This is a genomic window from Shewanella sp. Koi 1, from assembly GCF_052907445.1.
The window spans coordinates 2,191,377-2,217,606 of record NZ_JBREJM010000001.1; the positions used below are offsets into that span (position 1 = coordinate 2,191,377).

The window sequence follows — 26,230 nt, forward strand, 5'->3', positions numbered from 1 at the left end:
GCTAAGTTGCCGTTTAACTTAAGGTGATGAGCAGTTCCGAGACTTTCTCGACCGCTTCCTGCGCCTGCTCACCCTCGGCAAACACCCGCACGGTTACCCCATGATACAGGCCTAATGTTTGCAATTTGAATAAGCTTTTGGCGCTGGCTTGCTTGCCATTGCATTCAACTAACACATCACAGTTGAAGGTTTTCGCTTCTTTCACTAACAGGGCGGCAGGGCGGGTATGAATACCATGTTTTGCGGTGATAGTGACAGATTTTTCGTACATAGTGGGTTAACTCTTTATCAATATTATGGCGCTTCGTTCGACTCAATAATCTTGTATCCCGCCTTTTTTAAGGCGGCAACAGCGCTTTGGAGACAATTTTTCTTTACCAAAATATAGTCGGTATCGAAGGTGGAAAGGGCAAAAATACTGATTTGCACATCGGCTAAAGTGCCGGATATTTTCGATAAAATGCCTGTCATCGAAAATCCCAGCGGGCCTAATACTTCAAGACAGCACCAATGGGTTTCTTGCTCCAAACTGTCGAGCTCTAGTTCGCTGGACACCACCACAGTTAGCCCTTCCTCGGTTCGGCCAATAAAGTAGACTTCTTCGGCAAACACTTCGCTAGGTAATTGAGCATTAGGGCTAAAGCTATGAATCGTATACTGCCGTGGGTGAACGGCTAAGGTCATGCGCATGGGCGTTCCTCAATCGGCAATAAAGGTTTAGGGTAAGGTCACATCCTAGGTTATAGCATGAATATCCCGTTAGATAGCAGGCATTCACCCCATGAATTGGCGTATTTTAAACTAAAAGAGGACGTTCTAATACGTCCTCTTTGGTGTAGTGTGGCTTTATCTCAATGGGGTTAAATTTTGAATTGGCCTAAGGTGTGCGACATATCTTGGCTGATATCCTGCAATGACTGCGCCGCGCGGCTATTGCCTTCGTTGGCCTTGACTGAGACTTCGGTTAATTCTGAGATATTACAGATATTACGATTGATTTCCTCCGTCACCAGCGATTGCTCCTCGGTCGCGCTGGCGAGTTGAGTATTCATGTCGCTGATATGGGCGATAAGCTGCAAAATTGCCGCCATAGCATTACCCGCTTCACGGGCTTTAGCTTGCAATTCATCGGATTGAGTCTGTGTTTGGCTATTGCTCTTCATCACAGAGTTCACGCCCATTTGAATATCCGAGATGATTTTTTGGATTTCGTTAGTGGAGTCTTGGGTGCGATTAGCCAGTGCGCGCACTTCATCGGCGACCACGGCAAAACCGCGGCCATGGCTACCCGCGCGGGCGGCTTCGATGGCGGCATTGAGGGCTAACAGGTTAGTTTGTTCGGCAATAGAGCGAATGACATCGAGGATACTGCCAATTTGCGCCGAAGATTGCCCAAGTTTTTGGGTGATGACTTCTGATGCTCTTAACTCTTGCACCAGTTTTTCGGTATCACGCACCGTATCATCGATCACCGCTTGGCTTTGCTGGGCCTGATTTTTCACGCTGTTAGCGGCATCGGCGGCCTGCTGGGTGTTGCTTGCCATCTCATGGGTGGTCGAGAGCATCTGATTCACTGCGGTTGCCACGCTACCGGTTTCACGGTGGATATGCTCGGCGCTTTGGTTCGATTCTTCAACGGCTAGCATTAACTGCTTAGCATCATTGTCGAGTGACTGTCCCAATGGTTGCAGATGGCCCACCATGTCGCCAATCTTCTGGGCAAACAGGTTAAAGGCGTGGGCAAGGTGCGCCACTTCATCTTTGCCTTGGGTACTCAAACGTTGGCTTAAATCACCTTCACCTTGGGCTATGTCTTCAAGGGCGTGAATAGCATCATTTAAAGGGGAGGTAATGGAGTGATTTAATACCAGGAAGAAAGCGAAAATAGGCACAGAAATTAAAAACATGATAATCAAATAATCGATAATCACGCTATCGAGGCTGTCTTTCACATCACTTAGATAGGCTCCGGTAATGACTGTCCAGCCCCATTCTGGGTAATAGCGGGCTTCGGCGAGTTTGTCTTCGATGACTTTAGAAGCTGGGTTGGCAATCGGGTATTCCAGCATGGCTTTACCCTGTTGACGTGCTTGAGACAGCATAGTGATCAGCGGATTGGTGCCATTGGGCAGCTTAAAGTTTTGCGCCGAGGTGCCAATGAGGTTTGAATTTTCGCCGTGGGCCAAGATTTGGTTGTTATCGTCGATCACAATAAAGTAGCCGACACCCGCATAGCGGGTCTGGTCAATAAGTTTTGCCGCCGCTTGTTGCGCTTGTGACTCTGTTAATTTTCCGCCGACGGCATCTTGGCGGTATACGTCAATCACACTCAGGATACTGCCAAGCTGGCCATCGATTTGCAGCCATTTTTGCTCAATAAGATTGCTGTATTGCTCTTTAATGGAAAAACTCGCAAAACAAACAGTACCAATGGCCGCCATTACTAGCATCATCATGAGTCGTTGCAAAATGGTGAATCGGCGCAAGAATGTGATCATTTAGGTTCCTTAAGGCGCAAAAGAATGGCGTCCAATATACCTTCGAATCGGTATCAAATGAATCAAACTTGAGTTTATTTCGTGTAAAGCCGTTAAGAATATTAGGATTCTTTGATCTCGAGCAGAATATTTTGTGCATTGTGTTCAATCGATGATTTTATCGCTAATCTGTGATTTTTAAAGCGCCAGCAAGGCGAAAATCATACTAAGTATTGAACAAATTCAATTGGTTATGTGGTTAACGAGCACCGCTGCGTGCGCTGTGTTTCTAATTAGTTGTTTTAGTTTTGATTTTTTACTCTTTTACGCGCAAGATTAATCAACTGTTAAGTTTGAGAATCGATTATGACGACAAATACTATTGTGACTTCTGATGACATTCTGTTGAAGTTATGCCACTCAGTTGCCCACGTGTTATCCAGCACCAGTGCCAGCCATGTAAGCCACGCCGGCATGGTGCAGAGCATTGCCCGTACCCGCTTAAAGCCCGATTTAGGCTGTTTTTCGATTTTTGATGGTGGCTTTTCGGGCCTCGTCGTGATCAACTTTTCTGCCCCTGCGGCCATCGAAATTTACCGCCGTTATATGCTCAATATGGGGATGCCGGAGGAAGAGCTTGCCTTCTCCCACACTTCCGATGAAGTGGGTAACGTGATGGGTGAGTTGATGAACCAAATCTTGGGTGACTTTATCAATAAGATTTCTAAGGAACTGCAAACCTCCATTAGTCAAAGTCAGCCAAAAATGTTAACGATAAACAAAGAGTTGACCATTTCAATCGATGCAAACTTAGACGATGCTGTCGCCAGACGCGTGTCGTTTAAAACTGAAAATAATCATATTTTCTACCTCGAATTTGCCATGGATAAGACCGAGTTTATCAAGCTGGATGAGTTTGAATTCGACGAAGAGTTCGACCCTGACAGCTTGCTAGAACAGCACGGTTTAGGCACGAACGGCGCTCAAGGCGCGTATACACCATCGCCTTGGAGTCGTATGGCGGACAAACCTGCGATCAGTCAGCAGCACGCCGGCATGGATGCCGATGACTTGCTCGATGAGCTAGGCATTTAGTTCGGCATTTAGCTTGGGATTTAGCTCTAGATTTAATACTGGCTGGCTCATAAGCTCGGCATCGCATTCTTAGGTATGTAGAGGTTAAGTGTTTGCAGAATGTCGATACAAGTATGCTTGTATCGACATCACAAAACCTTAGTATTTCCACTAAGATATTGATCTCTGCTAACTTGTTAGTCAGTTGTAAACCCTTCGGCTATACAAGTCATTCGAACTGTTTTAGTATCGCCACAAAATAATAATTATGGTGACCTTGCTATGGCATCGAAAGCGACCTCAATCGATATTGCTTATCGTGCTGGTGTATCCCAGTCTACGGTTTCCCGAGCTTTGAGAAATAGTCCGTTAGTCAATTTAGAAACCCGTCAGCGGATCCAAGCGATTGCCAAGGAACTCAATTACAAAGTCGATAAAAACGCCAGTAACCTGCGCACTCAAAACAGCCATACTTTAGCCTTGTTGTTGTGTGAAGATCCCACCAATGATGATTCACTCATCAACCCATTCTTTCTGTCGATGTTAGGCTCAATCACGCGGGCGACAGCACAACAAGGTTATGATTTACTGGTGTCATTTCAGCAACTTTCCAGCGATTGGCATGCCGATTACGAAGACAGCAATAAAGCCGATGGCATTATCTTACTGGGGTACGGCGACTATATGGACTACGAGCAAAAGCTCGAAAAATTGCTGGCACAGAACACCCACTTTGTGATTTGGGGCGCGGAGCATAACAATAAATCCGTATTATCCATCGGCTGCGATAACCATCAGGGCGGCCTGATTGCCACTGAACATTTGATTTCCCTCGGACGCAAGGATTTTGCGTTCCTCGGTGGCGCATCGAGTCATTGCCCTGAGTTTAGGGACAGATATTTAGGTCATGTCAAAGCACTGCAGTGCGCAGGGTTGACTGTGGACCCTCGTCGACAGATTTCGGCTATCAGCACCGAGGGCGCAGGTTACGATGCAGCCCTGGAGTTGCTTGATAAAGGATTGAATTTCGATGCGATTTTTGCCGCCAGTGATTTAATCGCCATCGGAGCCATTCGCGCCTTAAAAGAGAAGGGGATCTTGGTACCGGAGCAAGTCGCCGTGGTGGGATACGATGATATTCCCGTGGCAAGCTTTGCCAATCCGCCGCTAACAACGATTAAGCAAAATACCCAGTTGGCGGGTGAGATTTTAGTGGAAAGCTTACTTAAGCTTATTCGTGGTCAAGCGGTGACCCCGCAATTAATCCCAACGACCTTAGTGGTTCGCAGCTCCTGCGGGATTGATCATACGCCGCTCGCTTGAGTCGCATCCAGTTTGATTTAATCACTAAGCCGAGTGTTAACAAACACTCGGCTTTTTATTGGACAGTTTTCTAAGCGTGTCAGATAGGAGCCTAAACTGAATCGATGACAGGCTAACCTCTGGCGTACTGGCGCAAAAACTTAGGCACCTCGGCCTTAGTCTTGGTCATGATTTTCTGCATCAGGCTAAAGGGCGGCTCAGTAATCGCATAGCCTTGTTTAAGATCGGCCAGCATGCGCAGCCATAAATGCCCCGTCATTTCCGCGTCCGCCAAGGCACGGTGAAAGGTGCCATCGCTTGGTAGCTGCTTATGGCGCACTAGGGTTGCCAACTGATGATTGATAGCCTCAGGGTATAACCGTCTTGCCAGCAGGAGTGAGCAGCCAAATTGACCGGGATAGTGGTGGCCTATCTGGGCAAATTCGGCATCCAGAAAACGTTGATCGAAAGCCGCATTATGGGCCACCAGATGATGTTTACCGATAAACGCGGCAAAACGTGCCATCACCTCGGCGCAGGGCGCCGCATGGGCGAGCATTTGATTGCTGATCCCGGTGTAATCTTCGATAAAACTGTTTATCCGAAAACCTGGATTCATTAATTCTGAAAAGCGCGCGGTTATTTGCCCTTGTTCAATCAACACTGCACCAATCTCAATGGCGCGCGCCCCTTGATTGGGTGAGAGCCCTGAAGTTTCAAAATCGAGTACCACAAGGGTATTCGCGGGCGAATAGGTTGGCGTTCTAGACATAGGCTCCACACTGTTCAATGTTAGTGTCTGAGAACATTCAGACGATGGCATTGTAACAAAGGCATGGCGCGATTTCGCATAGTTTTACCCATTAATCGCAAATGTTCGCCCATTTAGGAGCTGCTAACCTATTGTAAATTAAATGTACTCGACAATTCATTGCCCTATATTAGGGTCTAAGCTGCTCAACCATGGCCACAAACTGGCTGACACCATTTCCGACATCGGCAAGGCCGGCTGCGACATGATTGATACTGTCTTCCCCATGCAGCGCCACATTGGTGATATTGCTAAGCTGATGATCGATGTTCTTGATTAGGTCGGTATTTTGCTGCACTACATTTGCGATTTCGCTGGTGGCCGTGGATGTGCGTGAGGCTAACTTTCTGACCTCATCGGCAACGACGGCAAAACCTCGCCCAAGATCGCCCGCTCTTGCGGCCTCAATCGCCGCATTAAGCGCGAGTAAGTTTGTTTGTTCCGCAATGCCGCGGATGGTGACCACGATATCGTTGATATTCTTGGATTGGACTAGCAGTTCACCTCCAATATCTGAGGCGTTTTTCACTTGTTGGGCAATTTGATGAGAAGTACACACGGCTTCGTTAAGCACTTGCACCGCATTAGTGGTGATTTGTGAGGTTTGCTCTGACGTTGCCGCAGCCATATCTACTGCTTGCAGGGCAGTATTGACCCTGTGGGAAATATCCGAAGCAAACTTAACGATTTTATACACTTTGTTTGAAGCATCACGGATGGGATTATAGGTAGCTTCCAGCCAAATCACATTGTTATGTGCATCGATGCGTTTAAAGCGTCCGGTGAAGTGTTCACCAGCGGCCAGTCGTTTCCAAAAGTCGGGTTTTAGCCGGTAAAAATCGTTTTCACAGAACATCTTATGATGCCTACCTTGGATCTCATCTAGACGGTAATGCATAATATCCAAGAAGTTTTGATTCGCAGTAATCACAGTTCCATCGGGTAAAAATTCAATAACGGCTTGGGAACGATCGAGCGCATCGAGAATGGCGTTTTTAGCGATTAAATTCAGTTGGGATGCCGTGACATCATTGGCTATTTTTATGATTTTTACGACTTGGCCTGCACTGTTTTTCACCGGAAAATAACTGGCTTCGACATAAACTGGGCTCTGGTTTTTCTTGAAACGTTGAAATGTGCCCGTAAACGCTTTTCCCGCGGCAAGGTCTTGCCAAAACTGTTGATATTCAGCAGAAGTTGAGTATTGTGCTGCGCAAAACATCCTATGGTGTTTACCAAGGATTTCGTTAGCACTATATCCCATCACATCTAAAAAAATATCATTAGCTTCAATGATTTCACCATTGGGCGTGAAACAAATATAGGCAGTGTAAGCCCGAATCGCCGCCAGTTCATTCTCAAGCGTCTCCGCAGCAGTAAAGCGTGATAAATCGTTGTTCTCATCCCTGATATTTGATTTAACTTTCCACCAAAACATAATGTTATTCCTTTATTAATCATTTGGTTATTAACAAGAAAGCATCAAAGCTGCACTGTGCCATCTACTTTTACATCATAAACTCATTAAATCTTTATGCAGGAGGTAAGGGGTCATACTCATTATAAAATTAATCTTTTATTAACATATCGTATGATGCTCTCTATATCCATATGATATTTATTATATTTTTAACTCAACATTCAATGTGCTATTTAGTCGTATCGAATGGGTTTTCAACAAAGCCTAGTTTGTGGTGCTGTTATTTTCCGAGTTGATATGCAAAAAAACTGCTTATTTTAGGAATGGCAAATATACCAAGCCTTTATTGGCTCAGTCTTTTGACTGGTTATATGGCGTTAAAATAATCAATAAAGAGGGCGGCCGTATTTTAAGGATGAATACCTTTATCGGCAGATCGTTAACCAGAAAGTGATAAGTTTTACGGAATTAATAGGGGGTTACTCGGTTTATCGTCAGCAATTTAAATCGCTGGCAGATTTCCAATGACCAAAGCATGCTTAAGCCTTTAACTAAGTGTCTGTGCCAGCAAAAATAAATCCGTGGTGTGGGGGTTACCCTCAGGAGTTTGAAAGGTTTGCCGCTTGGTCTCGAGGATCCTAAAACCATTTGCTACGAGTAACTGTTCGATTACCGCATACTGATGATAATGCACATAAACACTGTCGCCAGTGCTACCGATTTGTAAACCAGAACGGCTAGCTTCACCTTCCATGGTGCTGAGATACACTATTCCCTGCGGCGCAATAAGCTCACGAATATGCGAAAAAAATGCGACCAGATCAGTTTGAGATAAATATGGCAGAGCAAAGCCACAGGCAATGATATCAAACGGTGGCATGTTACGGTCGATAAGCCCATAAAGATGGCGGCAATCCATGACTTCAAAATGGCCCGAGGGGACATTTTGTTTCGCGAGTGCAATCATTTGCGGAGCGAGGTCGATACCAAAGACCGTTAATCTAGGTTCCTTCGCGACTAAATAGCGACTGATATTGCCTGGTCCACAACTGATATCCAGTAGGCGGCTATGTTCGGTGAGATAGCCCAGGAGGCTTTCATAGGTTTGAATGTATGGGGCAAATTCCAAGTATTTGTCCTGATACTGTTTGGCATATTTATCAAAGGTCGCCACTGTGACTTGATAGTGATCCTGTGCTTGCGCCTTCAAACCTTGCTTCCTTTATCAGCGACCAAAGACTTTGGTGATAATCAGTCTAGTACAATTCATTTCAGGCGAACACAGTGAGACTAGACTGGGTAATCCAAATCGAGGTTGATATTGAGTCCTAATTGATAGGCGTGGTCTTGCATCAGCTTGGTCATTAACGCGGTATCTGTCAGTTGTGGCAGGGTGATAGGTCGAGCCTCCCATCGCGGTGCGTGACCAGCATAATTACAATGGGCAAGGTATAAGCGGTGCTGACTTTGATGCAGGGTAAAAAAACGCATATCACAGGTGGCAGCTATGGTTAAATAAGGTTCAAAATCAAGCTCATATACTTGCATTGCATCAAACTCAGACCAACGAATATAACGTGAGCATTCGTAGTATTGTGCGGGTAATTGTGCCTCAGCTTTAATGCCATCAAATAAATTGATGACATCTTGCATCTGGTGCAGTTTAATCATGGCTTGTTCCGTCAATCTAAATCTCCTTTATCCTTAATTTTATTACTGTTAGTCAATGAGTTAACCATTAATCAGTCATCGCGTTACCGCGCCAGAGTCTATCGGCTAAACCTGAGGCTCGCTGGGTAGCTTGCAGGCTTGCGCGCTCAAAGACTTGTTGTGTGCCTAAACAGCTAAAGTGTTGTTTTGCACGGGTAATAGCGGTGTAGACCAGCTCCTTGGTGAGCAATTGCCACTGTACTAGGCTCGGATTGGGTGGAAGAACGAGAGCGACTCGATTAAATTCACTGCCCTGACTTTTATGTACCGTCATGGCGTAGCAGGTTTCATGGCTAGGCAGCCTTGCGGGGAGCACTTTAAGCAGTTTGCCATCGGCTTTGATAAAGTGGGCCATCAGGCGCTCTGGCCTGTCTTCATCCTGTAAAATCAAACCAATATCACCGTTAAACAGGCCTAAGTTATAGTCGTTGCTTTGGATAATAATTGGCCGGCCAAGGTAAAACTCTTGCTGGGGATGGATAAGCTTGGCCTGAGACAGCGCTTTAGTCACGGCTTGATTGATACCTTCGACACCATAATCGCCACTGCGCATGGCGCATAGGATGCGATATTGGTTAAAGCGGGCAATGGCTTCAATGGCGCTTGGCACACTGCTTGGATCTGAAACTTGCAGCGGACGTAAATACTCGGCGTATTGCTCACAGGCTTGTGTTAGCAGAGCGTGAAGGCCAGTGTTGTTTGCAGGCTCGCTGATTTTGGCTTGGGTCTGGCTCAGATCCATACTGTGTTCTAGCCAAGTAAGCTCGGCCAATCCCCGTTGCCATACGGCCAAAATCCCCGCGAGATCGGAGCGATTTACCGCACTGGCTAATAGGCCAATGCCCGCATCGCCTTTAAATCTGTGGCTGTGGGTCAACATACACAAACTGTCACCAATTTTTGGTTCGCGATGAATATAGGCGCGTAAGTCAAAGCCTGTGAGCTTGCTCAATTGCTCGGCCTGGGCTTGGCTATAACGCATTCTCCATTCAGAGTGTTGTTCCGACTCGTGTTCCGACTCGTATTTTAGCCCTGCGCAAATATCGGCGAGCACGGCGCCTGCTTCTACCGAGGCGAGTTGGTCCTGATCCCCAAGCAGTATCAAACCCGCCTGTTCGGGGAGGGCCGTGAGCAGCTTATACATCATAGGCAAATCGACCATTGAGGCTTCGTCGACAATCAACAGATCTAGCCGCAGGGGATTGCCTTGATGGTGACGAAACTGCGCCGAATTGGGGATAACCCCCAGCAGACGATGTAAGGTTGATGCCTCTTCCGGCACTTGCTTGAGCGCGGCTAACAGTACTTGCGTTTCGTGACTGTGTACTTGCTCGTTTGTCGCTTGAGCCTGTTTGAGTTCCTGCTCGAGTCTTGCTTTCGAGGCTTTTATCGATTCACTTAAACGGGCGGCGGCCTTGCCTGTCGGGGCGACGAGTCTTATCTGTTTTGGTGAGTCTAATTGCTGTAACAACAGTAGCTTAGTTACTGTGGTGGTTTTGCCCGTACCCGGGCCGCCGGTGATCACCGCCAGCTTCTTGCCGAGCGCCGTTGCCGTCGCGACTTTTTGCCAGTCGATATGAGGCTCAAGGGCTGAGGTTGCATGGGAAGATGCGGCGCTTGGAAATAAGTAATCGAGCTGCCTACGTAGCGGCGCATCTGAATCTTTATCGGTGTTGTTGACGGGTTGACTCGAAGAGAGCCTCGTCAGGGCACTGGCCACCTCGGTTTCGAAATGATGATAACGCTCAAGATAGAGTCGGCCGCCATCAAAAATCAGTGGCTTATTACTGTGAGGTTCACCAACCGCTTCAAAATTTTCTAGCCTTGCAATCAGCTCTGGCAGGCTCAAACGGATCTGGCAGTGATTAACCGGCTCTGCCAGCGGATTGGCTGGCACTATATGTTCGAGCACTAGGCAAGTATGTTGGGCAGAGAGCTGTTGACTTAACAGGGCGCAAAGCAGCATAAACAGCGGCTCTTGAGCATCATTAGGGTGAAGCCTTGCCATCTCAAGGGCAAAATGGCGATCCAGCGGGGTGATCAGCCGCTCCTTTTCCCAGTATTTGACTAGCTCTGTGAGCGGCGCCTTGAGTCTGAGTGCGCCAGCTTCGACCCATGGGGTTGATGGGGCTTTAGGGTGATTGAGTTCGCTGCTAATCATGCCATTGCTCCCGTATCCAGTTGAGCATCGGACTTTTTATTTGAGTCAGTTGTTGCCTCTAGGCTGCGCTGAAACAGCGCATCTAAGGCCAAAATAAGCGCCTTGGGTGGTTTATCGTAATAAATCCCAAAGCCTGGATATTGCACCGACATTCCCCGTAAAAACAAATAATAACAGCCGCCGATATGGGTATCGTAATCATAATTGGGCAAGCGCATCGCTAAATAGCGGTGTAGCGCAAGGGAGTAGAGGATATATTGCAAATCATACCTATGGTCGCTGATCGCCTGTTTCAGCGCGCTATGATGATAGGCTTGAATATTATCCCCCAGATGGTTTGACTTATAGTCGGCAATATAAAACTTGCCTTGATATTCAAAGGTTAAGTCGATAAAGCCCTTGAGCATGCCCTGTAATTCGTCAAACTGCAGCTCGGTATCGTAGCCAAATTGCCCAAGGAGTTGATTAAGCTCTGTGTCCTTTAAGCGATTCAGAGGCAGGTAAAACTCCATCTCAACTAAGGTGTGCTGCGGCGCGAGTGCGGCTAAACACAGCTCGGGATTGATAAGCTGATTATCCTGCGCCATTAATGCCAGTGGTGCTTGTAATACCTCAAGATACCAATCCTCTAATACGGGCTGCCATTCGGGGGCAATGCCGTATTGCAACATGGCCTTAGGTAGCTCTCGGGGTAAGTCGATTTGAGCTTGGGTAAAATCAATTAACTCAAGCACTAAGTGCATAAAGCTACCCGCGTTGGCGCCGCGCTCAAAACTAAAGCGATTGAGCAGAGGTTGTGCTTGCTGTGGATCTGCTTCTTGCCACAAGGGGTCAATAGAGCTGTTTGTTGTATCGGTGCCCAATACGGCATTCACTTCATCATCGGCACCAGGAGTGGCTTTAGCGTGGGGCGCATTTTTAACTAAGCCGGAATAACTGCCGACGCGCCATGGAGTGCGATACTGACGGCTGACCTTACGGGCACTCAAGGTTTGAGAATCACTTCCCCCCGTATGCAGCTTGTTAGCCGCAATGTCGTCGGCCACTACCTCAATGCTGATCGCAGATTGACTCGCCTCGAGACCCGCGACCAGCGCCTTGGCGGCATTTTGCAGACGCGAAAAATCACAATCAGTGTCAGTGATCCCAAGCAGATAACCGATGGCGGTTTCATGCAGCTGGCTTTTAAGCCCCGCCTTTAACATGCGGCTATGGTTGGCTATGTACAAATAACACAGGTACACGGGGCGGGTGAGCGCCACATAGAGCAGACGCAGATCTTCGGCTAAGGTTTCCTGCTTTGCCTGTTCCCAACCTTCATCCGTGCACTCTAAATCCCACACCAGTTCCTGCGCGCCATCGGCATTGGTTCTGTGGTAGAGCATAGGCGTCGGGCGACGGCGATTATCCCGCGCAAGGCTGACAAAGGGCACGAAGCACACTGGGTATTCCAGCCCCTTACTCTTATGGATGGTGACGATTTGCACTAAGTTTTGCTCGCTTTCAAGGCGTAGCTGCTGCTCATCTGTCCCAGTGTTATCAATCAGTTGTTGCTCATACCAGTTGAGCAGGGCACTGATCCCATCAATTTCGGTCGCCTTTTGCTGCAACAGCTCGGCTAAGTGGCGAAAATCCGTGAGTCGACGTTCGCCATTGCTTGCCTCAAGCTGAGCGGCCGCATCTTGCTCCGCTTGGTCAGTGCTTGGCAGAATAGGTGAATGCAGCAGCCGCGCAACCATCTGGGTGGCATTGGCTAGGCTAAGCAGCGCCGGCATAATGCCGCGTTTTTGCCAGATCTGGTGCAACTCAAAAAACTGCTCTAGCAGCCTTTGGCGCTGCTCTTCATCTTGGTTAAAGGCATGGATTTGCTCGGCACGATAACCAAGCAGGGCGGTAGCAAGGGCGCTACGCAGGGCGCGCTCGTCCTTGGGGCTGGCCAAGGCGCGCAGAATGAGCGCCATTTCCCGCGCTTCGACGGTTTCAAATACGCTGTCGCGGCTTAAAAAGACGGCGCCAATCTGACGCTTGCTCAGCGCGGTTTTCATCACGGCCGCTTCGTTTCTATCGCGCACTAAGATGGCGATATCTTTGGCAATTAATGGCCCTTTGGGCGTGCTGCATTGGCCATTGGCGGCCTGCGTCAGTAAACGGGTGATTTCGGCGGCGGTGTCTTCGGCCAAGGTTTGCCGAGCACTGGCCTTATTAAGCCCCGTTTCGCCTTCACTCAAGAGTTTTAACCGCAGCGCGGCGCTATTGGGCGCATGCTCAACGAGTTGTTTGGCCGCCGCACTGGCAGGCGTTTTGACTGGATCGAAGGGAATAGATTGGCTGATAAAAGGATCCGAATGCTGGGCGAATAAATGATTCACCCCCATAACCAGATTGCGGCTCGAGCGATAGTTAGTGTCGAGGAAATAGTGTGCCTGGGTCTGTCTGCGCGCCTCGATATACGTGTAAATATCGGCGCCGCGGAAAGCATAAATCGCCTGTTTAGGGTCGCCAATCATCAGCAGGCTTAATTTGCTATCCGTGCGAGGCTTAGGTTCAGCAGCCGGATCTTGAGTATCAATCCCCAAACGGGTTTGATAGATCCCTGAGAAAATAGCAAATTGCAGTGGATCCGTATCTTGGAACTCATCGATAAGCGCCACGGGGAAGCGGCTCGCCACCGCCTTAGGCAAAGAGTCGGGATTGGCCTGCATTGCTGCGGCCAAAGTAGTGAGCAGATCATCGGGTGTCAGTACATTTTTCTGCTGTTTTTGCTTGGCAAAACGCTCGCTGATCCCTTGTTTGGCGCTATAGAGAAATGCGGGTTTAATCGTGTTAATCAGCGCGGCTAACTGCTCCATATGGTCAAGTAGTGGCGCCTCGCTCGCACTTGGGAGCACGCCGCCTTTATTCAGCTTAAGCTCGGATAGCGACAGCGCTTCGAGCACTTTGAGCGGCGGTAAGCCGTGACCAAAGGCTAAGAAGTTATCCAGCTGGTCGAACATTTCCGCGAGTTTAGGGTAATTGTCGCTCGCCTTACCAAAACGTTGGCCGTTAAGTGGCAGGCTATGAAGTAACTCTAACAGCGCATCGCGGCCACGGGGCCAGGCGAGCTTAAAGCGCTGCACACTCTGGCTTAAGGACTCTGCCAAACGAGCAAAGGGTTGCACGGGTTGAAGCGGTTTGGCCTCACTGGCACCGAGCAAGGCTCTCAGCTGCTTGACTAATCCGTCGGGATCGCCAAATTCGCTGGCAATAATTTGGGCTAAATACTCCGGCAGCGGATAACAGGCCTCACGCCAAAAATCCCGTACCGCATGGTGCAAAAACTCACTGTCGTCCAAGGTGAAATCCGACTCAAACAACAATGATGATTCGAAGGCGAGATCGGCCAAGATCCGTTGGCAAAATCCGTGAATGGTAAAAATCGCTGCTTCGTCGAGGGATTTGAGCGCCAAATCGAAGCGTCTCAGGGCGATAGCGCGCTCGGCTTCAGGGGTCTTATCGTACAGCGCCTGCACAAAAGGATCGTTAATCTCAAGCCCTAAGAAACACTTAAAGGCCACCTGAATGCGGCGGCGAATCCTGTCCCGCAGCTCCTCGGTGGCAGCATTGGTAAAGGTCACGACCAGAATTTGTTCACAATTGAGCGGTTCGCCTAAGCCATCCCCAAGCAGTAATCTGAGATACAGGCCTGAAATGGTATAGGTTTTACCCGTGCCCGCACTGGCCTCGATTAAGCGACTGCCGCCAAATGGCAGGGTGAGCGGATCTAACGGTAAAGCGGGTGATACCTTAGTCATCAGTCTGCTCCCTCTGTCGTGGCGGTTGTGGCTTCATTTAGGGCAAATTCCTCGAGTTGGGCGAGGGTATCCTTGTGGTACAGGCTAAGCATTGGCCGATAAATGTCATCGGCGAGCTTGCCAAAATGTGCCTCGGTAAAGTCGTCGGGAAAATGAAACAGCCGCTGATAATGGGGATCTGTGCCTTCGCCAAGTTCACCTTGCTCGTCCAGCCATTCGCTTTGCGCCGCTTCGAGCCGGGCTTTGTGTGGATCTGTGCTTGTGTGTTGGGCTTCCTCTTCATCCGCCTCAGTGCTGGCATAGGCGAGGGAGGTTCTTGGCATAAAACACAGGGGATGAATTTGTCCCTGATAAAAAAGCTGTAATAAGTTGGCGAGCTGCGCATGGGCAAGCGCTGGCGTAATGGGTGCGAGGGCATGAAAATGCCCCATATCCAGCAAATAGCTAGGTTGCAGGTAGCTAGGTTGAGCCACTCCTGCGGCCATCAAACATAAATGACGCAAATACAAGGCTAAAATGTCCCGCCCATGGGCACTGCCGGGGCGGCAAGTGACCAATCCCTTAGGGCTGATATCATCGATTCGACCTTCGAGGATCACCCGCTTGGCTTTTAACTGAGACCCAGCGTTCTGGTGGGGTAACTCAAAGCTGAGCCGAATATCGGCATGGCGGGGAGCGACATCGCCGCGCATAAACAGGGTTCTGCCAATCAGCGGCGCAATATCATGGCTGTATTGGCGCAGCAGCAGATCATCAAAGGGCTGCATCGGCAAATTACCGCTGGCCTTAAGGCGTTGTAACAGTTCAGCGCTGGGTTCGTTTTGCCCTTGTTCGAGCGCATCGCCAAGGAGTTGAGCCTGTAATAAATAACGCTCTAACGCATTAAGACTAAAGGGCTCATCGTTGTCATCCGCTTGAATATTCAGGTTTAAATCGACTTTCAGGGTACGATTAAAGAAATACTGCGCGGGATTGCGAAAGAAGCGAATAAAGGCCGAGATATCGACATGCTCAGCTTCGCCAAGGGGCTCAATATCCTGAACACTATCACCAATTGCGTCATCTTCGAGCACTATCTGGGTATGGGCTTCAATAAATCGGCCATGATGCAACTGACTGTGACTATCGGGCGGACACCACTGCTGGCTATAACTCTGTTTTATCCCGTGGAAGGTGGGGGCTTGCGGCAGTGCTGCTTGATACAGTTTAGGATCAAAAGGTTGCAGCGGCTGATGGCTCACAATAGCCTCAAGTAATGCCTGTTGGGCGACTTCGTTACTGACAGTAGAAGCTTCTGCCGCAAGGGATTCAGGCAGATAACATAACTGGCAATATTCTATTAGCTCGGAGACCAGCATAGATGGAATACGCTCCGAGTTATCCCGTTCGCTACGGCCAATATAACTGATGTAAAGCTGCTCCCGCGCCGAGAGTAACGCCTCTAAAAACAGGTATCTATCATCTAATCTGCGGGAACGATCGCCTTTGCGCGCACCAAAATGGGCCATCAGATCAAAGCCCACTGGATGTTGCACCCTAGGATAGACACCATCATTCATCCCCAGCAGGCAAACGACCTTGAAGGGAATCGAGCGCATCGGCATTAAGGTACAAAAATTCACGCTGCCCGCAAGGTATCGCTGGCCGACACGTGACTCGGTTAAGCGTTGATTAAACCAGAGCGCCAGCACTTCGATGCTTAAATCTAAGTCGTTGGCCTGTACAACCATATCGGCAGGGCTTGCGGCAAGCAGCTCTTGCTCTAGGGCGGCAATCGCATCGCGAATTTCTTGCAGCTGCTCACGCTCGTCCTCATCGGGGGCGTAAAAGGCATTTAACAGCTCGGTGAGTTCGAGTAACCGCAGTGAGGGCGCTTGCGCCTTGGCTAATACTTGGGTGGTCTCATCGAGGACTTCAATAAAATTCAACAGTTTGCCAAGGGCCTGTGCCGATTGGCCCTCCACCCCTGCCACGGTTAAATAGTGCATTCCCTGCGGGGATGATTGATATAGCGGCGCATCGTCCCTTAAGGCATAGCCTAAGATTAAGCGTTTTATACCAAAGGCCCAGGAGTTTTGCTCGAAAGCAGGCACGCCCTGTTTAAGGCGGCTCTGTTCATCGCGGCCCCAACGCACGCCTGCTTCATCTAACCAACGGCGAATGAGTGGCAGCTCGTCTTCTTCGAGCTGAAAACGTCGCAAAATGGCTGGGACTTCGAGAATGCTTAAAATATCGGTCAGTCCAAATCGGCTCTGATTGATATTGAGTAAATTCAAAAAGCTATTTATGAGTGGTGATTCCTGCGCCGCGCCGCGGTCGGCAATGGCATAGGGGATATATTCCAGTCCCTGTTTGGCTGCAAACACCGCATCGATATAAGGCGCGTAGGCGGCGACATCCGGCATCATTACCACTATGTCTTTGGGCGTGAGTTGGTTGTCGCTATCCAGCAGGTCGAGTAAATGATCGTGCAGGGTTTCGACTTCCCTAAGCGGGCTGTGGCAACTCTTGATTAGAATCGAATCATCGTCGGCTGTTAATACTCGGCGATTCGCGACCTCTTGATATAGCTCAGCATCTGGCCCGAGTACCCGATCGAGTGTCTGCATTTCTAAAATATCGTATTGCACCCCGGCCAGCATGCTGGCGCGAGCGTGGGGATCGTTAGGATCGCCGCAGGGCTCGCAGTACACATCGTCGCCAAAGTCACAGTGCTCTGGGGGCAGTTCGAGCAGCATATCGAGTAATTCGCGGCCCATCTTGCCATTGTTGGCGAGCAGGGGATTGCCGACTTCGAGTTTATCTTCCCATTGCTCAGCTAATTGGCGTTTTCCGGCATATTGCAATGCCATACGCGCCCGATGGCGTGGGTCGATAATGTCGCCCCAGTAATGCTGACAGGGGCTAAGGCTTAAGATAATCACATCGATGCGGCTCGCGAGCTGGTGGAGCACATCGATGGTTTGGGGCGCCATGGAGGAGATCCCAAACACAAATAAACGCTGCGGCAATTTTGCGAGGGAATTGGCGCTATCCCCCAATGCAGCAATCAAATCCTGATGCAGATTGGCCCTGTGGTAGTGGCTTTGACGCAGCTCATCGCGATTATAGGCAATCAGCGCACGCCAGAGGATGGGTTGCCAGCTTTGCTCCTCGTTCAATTTGAGTGAATCGAGCGGTTCATTGGCTTCCCACGCGGCAATCCAATCGGGGCGGTAAACCAAATACTGGTCGAAGATATCGGCGATGCGACCGCAAAGCTGGTAAAGCTTAATATCATCGGCGCTTACGGCACCAAGCTGATGGTTGCTATGGGGGTCAGCCGCGCTCGATTCCAGATTATCTATGGTATGGCCCAAATAATGGCGCAGTGGCCCAAAGGAAGGTTCATTCAGTAGCCGTGGCAGTAGTTGCATCAGCTTCCAGGTCATTGCCGCCTTAGTGAAGGCGTTTTCCTTGGGGACATTGGGGAGTAAATCGTGGCACAGTTGCCAAATAAAGCTGGAAGGTAGCGGGAACTCCAGTGCGGCGGCAATACCATTTTGTTTTGCAATTTCAAGGCGTAACCAAGTCGACATCCCGGGGCTTTGTACCAAAATATGCTCACTTTGCAATAACGCTGCGCCGGGTAGCGGCTGGCGCAAATACGCGGCAAGATGGGCACAGAGCACTTCCATTTGATTGGATTGGATTAACTTCAGCATATTCGACTCACGATTTGGGATTGCTGTTATGCATAGCAAAGTGGCTTGGCAATTCTATGTGACTGATTTATAAGATTCAACAATCTTGTCCGCCTGCGGTTTATCCCGCCTATTTTAACTGTTTACTCGGGCCAAATAGTCGCCAGTTAAGGGTTTTAGCGGCGTTATTAAATCGCTTTAGCGCCACTTGATAGTCACCGTCCGCAAGTTGTTGGTATTTTAGCGCGACATAGCTTTGGGTCAGGGTGTCAAACTCGCGGCAAAACTCTGGGGATTGCTGCTGGTGCGTGTCAATAAGCTGGGCTGCAAAGGCGTTCGGGCCAAGGTGAGCGGGGCGATTGATGCCAAATTTACTAAGGCGCTGACAAATGCCTTGGTACTTGGCGCTGATGGGATCCTGCTCCCGTTTAAAGCGAAACAGCCCCACGCTATAGGCGATATAGAGGCCGATAAGGCTAATACAGACACTCATAAACACCGCCACCTTGGTTTTAGTGACATCCCCTAAAATGCCGCTTAACACTTTGTTTTGCCGCTCCTGATTAAAACCGAGCACCCAGAGACTCCAGTAATAATCGAGGCTGGCAAAGCGCTGCCTTAACTCGTTGAGCCAAGGCATAGATTTAAACCGCAAACTGCTAAAAGGGCTTTCTTGTAGGTAGCTTTGCTCGGGGGAGAACTCGGCATCGAAGCCTTGTTCGATACGGTTGGGGGCGACCATGGCCGTTGGATCGAATCGTACCCAACCTTCATTTTCGAGCCAGACTTCGGCCCAAGCGTGGGCCATGTATTGATACACGCTCAGGTAATCGGCCTGCGGGTTGTATTCGCCCCCTTGATAGCCGGTGACCATACGCGCGGGTAAGCCAGTGGCGCGCGCCATAAAGATAAAGGCGGAGGCGTAATGGGCGCAAAATCCGGCTTTATTTTCAAACAGAAAATCATCAACTTGCTGCGGGCCAATGGGCGGCGGGGTGAGGGTGTAGAAAAACGGTTCGCGATTAAAATAACCCATCATGGCGAGCAGACGCTGCTTGGGCTCGGGATAGTTGGCCTTAAACTCGGCGGCGAGCGCCAGAGTTTTGGGGTTAGTGCCCTCGGGCAGTTTCAGGTTTATTTGCCGCTGTTTGGCCGTTAACTTGAGATCCATTTGGGCCTTGGGCCAAGAACGGGCACTGTAGCCCATGCGCTGATCGACATTACGTAGGGAATAGAGTCGATAATCGGGTAGGTTAATGACCTTTTCATCTTGGCTATAAGCCACATCGAGCCCAAATAACCAAGGCTGGTGGCTAGGTTCCACAATCACTTGATAGTCGTATCGCTGCGGCGCATGGCTGCCTGTATCGTCCGTCATGGCTGTGGGGAGTTGCCGCGCGGGATCGGGTCTTGAGGGCGGAAAAAACAGCGCATCCTTTTGAATTTGTTTGATGCCGACATCTTGGCGCCAGGTTTGGCCGTCGTAATCTTCCAGCACCAGCGCGCGCCAATAGAGTTCGGCTTGGATGGGGCTCGCCTCGGTAAAGCTCACCCTAAAGGCCAGTGCGGAGGAGCGGGTGAGTTTGCTGATATCGCTCACGGAAAGGGTATCCGAGAGTCCAGTTTGGGCTTCCTTCATATTCGGGACCAGCCAAAGCGGGGCAAAGCGCGGCAAGACTAAAAACAGCAGTAACGCCAGTGGCACACTCTGCAGTAATAATTTAGCGCCAATCCAAGCGGTGTGTTGCCAGTTGTGTTTGCTTTGATAGAGAGTAACCAGCACGCAGGTATTGATGATAGTGACCCCAATTAAATGCACGGTATTGAGCATGGATTGGTGATCGATAAAGGTCAGCGCAATTAAAAAGTAGCCCACAATCACCACGGCCCGCACATCTCGGACACTGCGCATCTCAATGTATTTTAAGGCATAACCTAAAATCAGCAGGTTGACTAAGGCATTTAATAGTCCAATCTCACCCGATACCAACGCAAGGGTAATAGCGGCGCCAATAGCAAGGCTTGTGACCAAGTAGCGCGGTGGCTTTGCCACTTTACCGACATAGATGCCGACTCGCCACACGAGGCAAATGGCGCAGATCCCAAGGGTCCAAGGTGTCGTTTTATCGAATAAGGGGCTGAGTACCGCAATATTGGTCAGCAGCAGCCAAAACAGCGTTTGGCGGCTGATATTGTCACCCGTCTGCGGCCCATTGGCATGATAGCTCGTTAACTTAGGAGGATTGGCCTTGTGATGTGTCGAGGCTTGCGTTGTCATCGCCGCGGCTCCATTGTTGTAGGACGCACGTTTTGCCCATGGGGAGGAAGCGGATGCTGATGCTTAACACCTTGGTTATTCATCAATTTATCGGTTTTATCCAGCGTGCTGAGATCTTGCCCGTAGAGTGCGAGCGCCCTTTGGCAGGCGATACGATGGGCATTGCCCGTATCGGGTGTAAGGATCAGATCTTCCGCCCCAACACGTTGCAGCCACAGACCAAAATATTGCTCCTGCTGACTTAAATGGTTGACTTGCCAGCTGAGCTGACCTAATTGCTGTTCAAGCTGCGCGGGATCGGGGACTAAGGTTAACCATACGGGATCGCCTTGAGGCTGCTCGAACTCCTTGGTTAGCATGCCACGCCCTTGAGCCCATTGTTTCCATGCCACTTGTTTAAGGGATTCACCGAGCACATGGGGCTTAAGCCCTTTGTATTCATCGATGCCAGCGATGTATTTTCCAGCTCGTTCTAACCGTTCGTCTTCACCGGATTCGGTGGCTGCTTTTAGCTGCAAAGGGCTTTCAATCGGGTGGGCGTAGACGATGTGCGAATTATCGAGATCAATATGGGACCAAGCGCGGCAAAGCCCTAAGGGATAAAAGGATTCAATCTTAAGTCGGCCAGGCGATACCAGACCACGGCAGTCATGGGCAAACGAGACCAGAGCTTGCACCTCATCGGCGCCGACCTGTTTGAGTAAGTACGCCAAATTATTGGGGTAATTTAAGCTGATATTGTGGCTGCTGTGATTTGAGGTGAGCAGGACCGGAAAGGTGATGGTTTCGCCCGCATACACCTCTGGCGCCGTGAGTGCGCGAAGGCGCAAACCCGCAAGATTTTTATAGCTGTAGAGGATGCAGGTATTAAATAGACTGAGTAGCAAAATGCTCAGGCCAATTACAAGATTGTTTTGATAGTTAGTGCCAAACAGATACAGCAGCAGTACCAATCCAAGCCAGACTAAACCAAAGCCACTGGGCAGAATAAAGATGCTGCGATGGCTGAGGACAAACTCAGAACTAGGCGGCATGCGCCTTGCCAACCAGCGTTGCCAGAAAGCCGTCAATACTCGTTTCATCCTGTCCTCATCATAGTGTGAGCATCCTTATCGATATGATTAGCAAGGCATTACATGATGGGATTGACGCTGGCGAGGATCCGCTCCGATAGCGCTTCCCCCTGCAATTGGCTGCTGGTGCGCAGTCGATGTTCAGCCACGCTACAAAAGACCGCTTGCACATCTTCGGGGACTAAATAGTGTCTGCCTTCTAAAAATGCCCATGCTTTAGCGGCTTGCAATAGGGCTTTGGTTGCGCGGGGCGACAAGCCGACGGCATCGGTTTGATTGCGCGAGTCATGCACTAAGGCCAAGATATAATTGAGCAGTGCATCGGACGCCGCGACTTTGTCGCATTGCTCCTGCAACTGGGTTAACGCCAGCGGGGTTAAACATTGGGGTAAATTATCGAGGGTTTGCGGCGTTTGATCGCTTTTTAGCATCGCTAGCTCCGCATCGTGGCTGGGATAACCGATGGAAATCCGCATCATAAAGCGGTCTAGTTGGGATTCGGGCAGCGGAAAGGTGCCCGATTGCTCCGTGGGGTTTTGTGTGGCAATCACAAAAAACGGATTGGGTAATCTGTGGGTGACGCCATCGACAGAAATTTGCTGCTCGGCCATGGCCTCGAGCAGGGCGCTCTGAGTCTTAGGGCTGGCGCGGTTAATCTCATCGGCCAGCACCATCTGTTTAAAAATAGGGCCGGGATGAAACACAAATTGCGCTTGGTGTTTATCAAAAATTGATACCCCGAGAATATCGGCGGGCAGCATATCACTGGTAAATTGAATACGTTGATAGCTAAGGCCGAGGCTTTGGGCGAGGGCATGGGACAGGCTGGTTTTGCCCATGCCGGGCAAATCTTCAATTAATAGGTGCCCACGGGCGAGAATACAGGCGAGGGCTAAGCGAATTTGCCGTGGCTTGCCTAATAATACTTGTTCAAGTTGTTGTAATAGTTGGCTTAAACCAGAATGTGCCACGGGAGACTCCTTGTGCATGGATGAGGTCATTCGCTCTACCACTATGGCGGAATATGACGCGCTTAGCCAGTCGCTTTTACTGTGAAATCAATCGGCTTAGTGAGATTTCTATCGTCCACAGAGGGTGAGTCAAGGCATTCGATTATCTGCACATTGTATGATTTGTGAGACTTAAGAGCGTTAATAGAGTAGATAAAGGTGCAAGTGGGTAAACTTTTGGTTTATTTTTAGCCCAAAACCACCTACTTCAGTAGGTGGTTATCATCATTTGAGGCTTTGCCTGTATACCTACCCATGTTAAATGCATCTTTGATTTTTAGCGAAGTCAAAAGAGGCAAATAACATGAGTAGATACGAGCAAGCATCGCATGTGTTCTGGCGATGTCAATATCATATAGTCTGGACACCAAAGTACCGCTTTCGGATATTGAAAGGTAATGTCGGAAAAGAGGTTTATCGATGCATTCAGGTTTATTGCCATCAAATGGGATGCATAGTCATGGAGCTAAATGTTCAAGTTGACCATGTCCATTTAGTGGTGAAGGTACCTCCGAAGATATCTATATCGAATTTAATGGGGGCGTTAAAAGGTAAGATAGCGTTGAAAATATTCAGTAAATTTCCTTACCTACGTAAGAATAAACTTTGGGGAAATCATTTTTGGCAGAGAGGATACTTCGTCGATTCGATTGGAATTAACGAGGAAATAATCCGTAGATACGTTAGGCATCAAGAGAAAGTAGAGCGGCAAGAGCAGGGTCAACTTGCTCTTGAATAAAGGCCCCCTTTTAGGGGGTTAAAACAAAGCCACCTTCTTCAGAAGGTGGATTCTTTACTAGTTTTTTGGTTCTTTTTGCTGCGATTTATCGGTGAACCATGGTATTTGCTCGCCGACGCGGTGAATAGAAACCTTAGGTTTCTGAGCTTATGAACGAGAGCCATGGATGGCGAACTGGCCGTTAAACAGGGATGTTGTTCAAGTCCATCCGTGGATGCAGGGCCGCCCAGTCTGATGTGAATGGATTCACGAATGCCGCGATGGCATGGATGCCAAAGAGCGGCCGTGGGTCGGATGGTCGTCTCGCTAATCGCCACGGCTCACCTTTTTAGCATTAGCTTAACCTGTAGATTTAAAAGCTTTACGCAGCACGCTTTGGGACATAAACGATTTAGGGATATTTTTACAAGCAGCTTTATAGCATTAGAAAAAGTATCTTAAATCCACATTCAGGCGAAAGATATTTTGTTCATTATTTTGTGTGTTTAAGTGCGTCTAAGATAACCTTAAAAGCAGCCGAGGATTGGAGTCGACTGGTATAGTAAAGATAATAGCCTAGGTGCGTGATACAATATGAAGGCAACACTGATATGAGTTGACCCGAGTCGATATACTTCGCAACTAAGGCTTCGGGTACATATGCATAACCATAGCCATCAACCGCCGCTTGCACGACTTGATTTATACCATTCACGACGACTTGTCCTTTTACGCGGATCCTATATTCTTGCTCATCGACGCTAAATACCCAAGGAAAGTTATCGCCATGAGTCGGGAGTTTTAGATTAATACAAGACAACGAAACTAAATCACTTGGGATCTCAGGCAGAGTATTTTGCTGTGAACATTCAGGAGAAACAACAACAGACATTTTATGCTCGTTGCTAATTGGCATTGCAATCATATCTTTTGCAATTAGCCCGCCTCGACGGACTCCTGCATCAAAGCCTCCTTTCGCAATATCCACTAAACCATAATCCGTGATTAACTCGAGGTTTATTTCTGGAAACTGTCTAAGGACGGGGGCAAGCTTAGGCCAAAGGACTTGCTGAATCGCGTATTCATCGGCTGAAATACGCACTGTTCCAGAAGGCGTATCACGTAACTCCCCTAACTGTTCTAGACCAAGGTTAATGTCTTCAATTGCTGGTGCCACTAGTGTAACTAGCCTCTCACCAGCTTCTGTCAACGTTAGGCTACGTGTGGTTCGATTAAGTAACTTGAGTTGTAGACGTTGCTCTAAATTACTCACTGTTTGACTTACTGCTGACTGCGAGGTTCCTGCAAGAGCAGCAGCACGGGTAAAACTTCCCTCTTTGACTACGTTCAAGAAAGTAACAAGGTCACTCAAATTCTCTTTCATAGATTCATAAGCTTTTCTTATAAGAATGTTCACATTATTGGCTCTAATCAAAGAGTATGTCTAGGGCTAATATATTTCTGAACAAAACAGACAACACGCGAGAGTGATTCATTATGAAACCAGTAAACTTTATGAATGCAAACATCAAAATGGCTGCAAACCTGTTTTTCCCAGAAAATTTTGATGAAAGAAACCAATACCCAGCGATTGTATTTGTCCACCCAAGTGGCGGCGTCAAAGAACAAACTGCAGGGCTTTATGCTGAAAAACTGGCACAACATGGGTTTATCACATTAGCCTATGATGCATCTTGTCAGGGAGCGAGTGAGGGTTTGCCTCGACACTTAGAGAACCCTTACCAGCGTGTTGACGATATCAGTGCTGCCATTGATTATTTGATCACTTTGGAATACGTAAACTCTGACCGTATCGGCCTTATGGGCGTATGTGCAGGTGGTGGTTATGCTACTCATGCAACGATGGTTGATCGTCGAGTAAAAGCGTTAGGGACTGTGAGTTCCGTCAACTATGGTGATATGTATCGCTTTGGTTGGGATGGCACCCTAACTCCAGATGAAGCAATGCCTTTGTTAGAGATGGCCGCAGAGCAAATGAGTGCAGAAGCCAAAGGGGCGGAGATTGGCTATTTACCAACAACACCGACCTCTATTGAAGAAGCGCCTAACAAAGACTTTGCTGAAGCGTATGAGTACTACCGCACGGAAAGAGCCATGCACTGTAATGCGCCGAGTAAAATGACGACCCGCAGTTTAGCGCAACTTGTTACTTACGATGCATTTAATAATGCTGAAATTTTACTTACGCAGCCATTATGCATTATTGCTGGTAGTGAAGCTGGCACACGCTGGTTAAGTGAACGAATAGTTGAACGAGCAGCAAGTGAGGAAAAATCTCTTCATATCGTTGATGGTGCAACGCACATCAGTATGTACGACAAGCCAAACAATGTTGCTGAAGCGATCAGCAAACTTGCGCCATTTTTCCTATCGAATTTGTAACCCATATAAGCGCGCAGCAAGTTACTGTGTGTTTGCTAAGATATTTAGCTGGTCAAAATATGAAATATCCACTAATTACAGGCGCTAGCTCAGGAATTGGGAAAGCCTTGAGCTTTCAGCATGCAGCGAAAGGCCATCATTTAATTCCCCATTAACTCCACAAGCCACTTTGAAAAGTGGCTTTTTCGTTTAAAGAAAACACGTTCAATTCATAAGAACTTCTTATAACTGCGTTCTGATTATTGCATCTAATAAAACAAACAGTTCAAACCTATACTCATTTCACTGTCTTAGGATACGTATTCTAGTTATCAAACAA

At 48.6% G+C, this 26,230-nt stretch carries 18 protein-coding genes; 4 read left to right on the top strand and 14 right to left on the bottom strand.

Features of this window, described 5'->3' with window-relative positions:
- Nucleotides 1-13: 13 nt before the first annotated feature.
- The 3 genes from ACUZ8J_RS09705 to ACUZ8J_RS09715 all read right to left on the bottom strand — a co-directional run bounded on the left by ACUZ8J_RS09705 (nucleotide 14) and on the right by ACUZ8J_RS09715 (nucleotide 2,498).
- The gene (locus tag ACUZ8J_RS09705; protein ID WP_011622536.1) at nucleotides 14-271 is read right to left on the bottom strand and encodes an HPr family phosphocarrier protein; all 258 of its coding nucleotides are present in this window, start codon (nucleotides 269-271) and stop codon (nucleotides 14-16) included.
- Between the two features lie 23 nt (nucleotides 272-294).
- Complete coding sequence (locus ACUZ8J_RS09710) at nucleotides 295-690, bottom strand: ACT domain-containing protein (RefSeq protein ID WP_086903282.1); 396 nt, start codon at nucleotides 688-690, stop codon at nucleotides 295-297.
- A gap of 170 nt (nucleotides 691-860) precedes the next feature.
- The gene (locus ACUZ8J_RS09715) at nucleotides 861-2,498 is read right to left on the bottom strand and encodes a methyl-accepting chemotaxis protein (protein WP_446693699.1); all 1,638 of its coding nucleotides are present in this window, start codon (nucleotides 2,496-2,498) and stop codon (nucleotides 861-863) included.
- 345 nt (nucleotides 2,499-2,843) lie between these two features.
- Between ACUZ8J_RS09715 and ACUZ8J_RS09720 the strand changes: the two genes are divergently transcribed.
- A complete protein-coding gene (locus ACUZ8J_RS09720; protein WP_446693700.1) occupies nucleotides 2,844-3,572 on the top strand; it encodes a DUF3334 family protein in 729 nt (242 codons plus the stop codon).
- A 261-nt stretch (nucleotides 3,573-3,833) separates the two neighbouring features.
- Complete coding sequence (locus ACUZ8J_RS09725) at nucleotides 3,834-4,874, top strand: LacI family DNA-binding transcriptional regulator (RefSeq protein ID WP_086903285.1); 1,041 nt, start codon at nucleotides 3,834-3,836, stop codon at nucleotides 4,872-4,874.
- A 112-nt stretch (nucleotides 4,875-4,986) separates the two neighbouring features.
- Here the strand turns inward: ACUZ8J_RS09725 and ACUZ8J_RS09730 are convergent, their stop codons facing one another.
- The 10 genes from ACUZ8J_RS09730 to ACUZ8J_RS09775 all read right to left on the bottom strand — a co-directional run bounded on the left by ACUZ8J_RS09730 (nucleotide 4,987) and on the right by ACUZ8J_RS09775 (nucleotide 22,751).
- Nucleotides 4,987-5,625 carry a 3'-5' exonuclease gene (locus ACUZ8J_RS09730; RefSeq protein ID WP_041408762.1) on the bottom strand — a complete coding sequence of 213 codons (639 nt, stop codon included), beginning with the start codon at nucleotides 5,623-5,625 and terminating at the stop codon, nucleotides 4,987-4,989.
- A 169-nt stretch (nucleotides 5,626-5,794) separates the two neighbouring features.
- A complete protein-coding gene (locus ACUZ8J_RS09735) occupies nucleotides 5,795-7,102 on the bottom strand; it encodes a methyl-accepting chemotaxis protein (RefSeq protein ID WP_446693701.1) in 1,308 nt (435 codons plus the stop codon).
- Nucleotides 7,103-7,631: 529 nt separating this feature from the next.
- The gene (locus ACUZ8J_RS09740; protein ID WP_446693702.1) at nucleotides 7,632-8,294 is read right to left on the bottom strand and encodes a class I SAM-dependent methyltransferase; all 663 of its coding nucleotides are present in this window, start codon (nucleotides 8,292-8,294) and stop codon (nucleotides 7,632-7,634) included.
- A gap of 80 nt (nucleotides 8,295-8,374) precedes the next feature.
- Entirely contained in the window at nucleotides 8,375-8,755 is a 381-nt protein-coding gene (locus tag ACUZ8J_RS09745; RefSeq protein WP_446694928.1) for a hypothetical protein, read from the bottom strand.
- Between the two features lie 67 nt (nucleotides 8,756-8,822).
- On the bottom strand, nucleotides 8,823-10,955 hold the full coding sequence (gene recD / locus ACUZ8J_RS09750; protein ID WP_446693703.1) for an exodeoxyribonuclease V subunit alpha: 2,133 nt from the start codon (nucleotides 10,953-10,955) through the stop codon (nucleotides 8,823-8,825).
- A complete protein-coding gene (recB, locus tag ACUZ8J_RS09755) occupies nucleotides 10,952-14,746 on the bottom strand; it encodes an exodeoxyribonuclease V subunit beta (RefSeq protein WP_446693704.1) in 3,795 nt (1,264 codons plus the stop codon). The genes recD and recB overlap by 4 nt, the downstream gene beginning before the upstream one ends.
- Nucleotides 14,746-18,450 carry an exodeoxyribonuclease V subunit gamma gene (gene recC / locus ACUZ8J_RS09760; protein WP_446693705.1) on the bottom strand — a complete coding sequence of 1,235 codons (3,705 nt, stop codon included), beginning with the start codon at nucleotides 18,448-18,450 and terminating at the stop codon, nucleotides 14,746-14,748. Before recC ends, recB begins: the two co-directional genes overlap by 1 nt.
- A 109-nt stretch (nucleotides 18,451-18,559) precedes the next feature.
- A complete protein-coding gene (locus ACUZ8J_RS09765) occupies nucleotides 18,560-20,707 on the bottom strand; it encodes a transglutaminase TgpA family protein (protein WP_446693706.1) in 2,148 nt (715 codons plus the stop codon).
- A complete protein-coding gene (locus ACUZ8J_RS09770) occupies nucleotides 20,704-21,789 on the bottom strand; it encodes a DUF58 domain-containing protein (protein WP_446693707.1) in 1,086 nt (361 codons plus the stop codon). The genes ACUZ8J_RS09765 and ACUZ8J_RS09770 overlap by 4 nt, the downstream gene beginning before the upstream one ends.
- A gap of 50 nt (nucleotides 21,790-21,839) precedes the next feature.
- On the bottom strand, nucleotides 21,840-22,751 hold the full coding sequence (locus tag ACUZ8J_RS09775) for an AAA family ATPase (protein ID WP_279773048.1): 912 nt from the start codon (nucleotides 22,749-22,751) through the stop codon (nucleotides 21,840-21,842).
- Between the two features lie 343 nt (nucleotides 22,752-23,094).
- On the opposite strand from ACUZ8J_RS09775, the gene tnpA reads away from it, so the two are divergent.
- Nucleotides 23,095-23,529 (top strand): IS200/IS605-like element ISShes8 family transposase, encoded by a 435-nt coding sequence (gene tnpA / locus ACUZ8J_RS09780; protein WP_039978090.1) that lies wholly within the window; start codon nucleotides 23,095-23,097, stop codon nucleotides 23,527-23,529.
- Nucleotides 23,530-24,001: 472 nt separating this feature from the next.
- On the opposite strand, the gene ACUZ8J_RS09785 is transcribed toward tnpA, so the two are convergent.
- A complete protein-coding gene (locus ACUZ8J_RS09785) occupies nucleotides 24,002-24,925 on the bottom strand; it encodes a LysR family transcriptional regulator (RefSeq protein ID WP_446693708.1) in 924 nt (307 codons plus the stop codon).
- 80 nt (nucleotides 24,926-25,005) lie between these two features.
- Between ACUZ8J_RS09785 and ACUZ8J_RS09790 the strand changes: the two genes are divergently transcribed.
- Nucleotides 25,006-25,911: an alpha/beta hydrolase gene (locus ACUZ8J_RS09790; protein ID WP_446693709.1), complete on the top strand. Its 906-nt coding sequence runs from the start codon at nucleotides 25,006-25,008 to the stop codon at nucleotides 25,909-25,911.
- The last annotated feature ends 319 nt before the right edge of the window (nucleotides 25,912-26,230 follow it).